The organism is Pedobacter sp. (genome assembly GCF_045627485.1).
GTDB lineage: Bacteria > Bacteroidota > Bacteroidia > Sphingobacteriales > Sphingobacteriaceae > Pedobacter.
This window is the reverse complement of record NZ_JAZQNU010000056.1, coordinates 1-2,326: the sequence shown is the minus strand read 5'-3', so window position 1 is coordinate 2,326 and position 2,326 is coordinate 1. Positions and strand designations below refer to the sequence as shown.

The 2,326-nt window shown below is 42.7% G+C and carries 2 protein-coding genes; both read left to right on the top strand.

Features of this window, described 5'->3' with window-relative positions; all coding sequences use genetic code 11:
• Window positions 1–581, top strand: a 581-nt coding sequence (locus tag ACR2F3_RS04200) for an arginase family protein (RefSeq protein WP_432708727.1), incomplete at its 5' end; no start/stop codon positions are given.
• Window positions 582–584: 3 nt separating this feature from the next.
• Window positions 585–2,326: arginine--tRNA ligase (gene argS / locus ACR2F3_RS04195; RefSeq protein WP_432708726.1), on the top strand; the 1,742-nt coding region annotated here is incomplete at its 3' end.

Sequence of the window (2,326 nt, the reverse complement as noted above, 5' to 3'; positions counted from 1 at the left end):
CACATGCTGACCTGCATTCGCCTTATACCACACCATCGGGTAACATGCATGGCATGCCGCTGGCCATGGCGCTTGACGAAGACAACCTTGATGAAAAAGTGAACAAGTTTGACCAGGAGACTATTAATTATTGGTTTCAGCTTAAAAACGTGGGAGATATTGCACCAAAGATCACCTACCGTGACCTGGTATTGATTTCTGCACGTGATATGGAGCGACCGGAAGAGCGCCTGGTAACGAAAAATAAAGTGAAAAATATTACCACAGCCGACTTGAGAAAGCGGGGTGTGGAGCGGGTTGTGATCGAAACGATGATGTATTTAGAGCATTGCGACCTTATTTATGTGTCGTTTGATGTAGATTCATTGGATCCAAGCTCATCGCGCGGAACGGGCACGCCTGTAGCACAAGGACTTACCGAAAGGGAGGCTGGCATGCTGATCTCTAAGATAATAACGAATAAAAAAGTATGTTGCTTTGAAATTACTGAAGTAAACCCCACTTTAGACCGCGAAAATAAGATGGCAGAACATGCTTTCGAGATTTTGGTCAAGGCAACAAATGCGCTAAGAAACGAATAGACTATGAACATTGAAAGAAATCTGATTACGGCAACGGTTAATGCCGTAAAACAATTGTATAACCAGGATATGCCAGAGGAGCAGGTAAACCTGCAGGACACGCGCACAGAATTTGAAGGTCAGATTACAATTGTGGTGTTTCCGGTAGTGCGTTTCTCCAAGAAATCACCAGAAGCAACAGCCACTGATTTAGGGGAGTACCTGGTAGAACATGTGGAGGAGGTTACAGGATTCAATGTGATTAAAGGCTTTTTGAACCTAAGCATTGCAGAATACTATTGGCTAAACCTATTAAATACCGAATTGCTGGATCCTTCGTTTGGTACCATTAAGCCGAACGGAAATAAAGTCATGGTCGAATACTCGTCGCCAAACACCAATAAACCCCTGCATTTAGGCCATGTGCGCAATAACTTATTGGGATATTCTGTAGCAGAATTATTGAAAGCAGCAGGAAATGAAGTCATTAAAGTGAACCTGGTTAACGACAGGGGTATACACATCTGTAAATCTATGCTGGCCTGGCAGAAATTTGGTCATGGCGAGACCCCGGAAAGTACCGGTATGAAAGGCGATCACCTGGTTGGTAAATACTATGTTATTTTCGACAAGGAATACAAAAAAGAAATTGAGGCGTTAAAACTTGCCGGTGAGACAGAAGAAGAGGCTAAAAAGAATGCGCCTTTAATTAAAGAAGCGCAGGAAATGCTACTGGCCTGGGAAAGAGGTGATGCGGAGGTGATCAGCCTCTGGAAAACCATGAATTCGTGGGTATATGCAGGATTTGACATTACCTATAAAAACCTGGGTGTGGACTTCGATAAATACTATTACGAAAGCAACACCTATTTATTAGGAAAAGATACCGTTGAAGAAGGCTTGAGTAAAGGTGTTTTCTTCAAAAAGCCAGATGGTTCGGTATGGATCGACCTTACCTCAGAAGGCCTGGATGAGAAACTGGTATTACGTGCAGATGGCACTTCAGTTTACATTACACAGGATTTGGGTACTGCCCAGATGAAATACGACGATTTCAAAATGGATGAGTCAATTTATGTGGTTGGAAACGAACAAGACTATCATTTTAAGGTACTGTTCCTGATATTAAAGAAACTCGGCAAATCCTGGGCGCAAGGTTTACACCATTTATCGTATGGCATGGTAGATTTACCAAGCGGAAAGATGAAATCCAGAGAAGGTACCGTCGTAGATGCTGATGACCTGATCACGGAAATGATCACCACTGCCAGGGAAAAAACCGAAATGTTAGGTAAGGTAAACGACTTCTCGGAAGAAGAGAAACAACAACTCTACTATAATATCGGGATGGGCGCTTTGAAATACTTCCTGTTAAAAGTAGAGCCTAAAAAACGACTGTTATTTGACCCGGCAGAATCGATCGATTTCCAGGGAAATACAGGACCGTTTATACAATATACCCATGCCCGTATCAAATCTTTACTGAACAAAGCAGGTTTCAAAAGCGGGGTAGATAGTGATCCTCACCTCCAGCTAACGGCGACCGAGCTTGAAATGATCATTCTACTTTCAAAATACCCTGTTGAAATTGCAGCAGCCGCAAAAGGTTACACTCCGGCAACGCTGGCTAACTATCTTTACGAGGTGGCCAAGATGTTTAATAAATTTTACCATGAGGTGCCACCTATTATTAAAGAAGAAAGTGATGCCGTTAGACAGCACCGTTTAAACCTGAGCGCTTTAACGGCTAATATTTTGAAATCAGG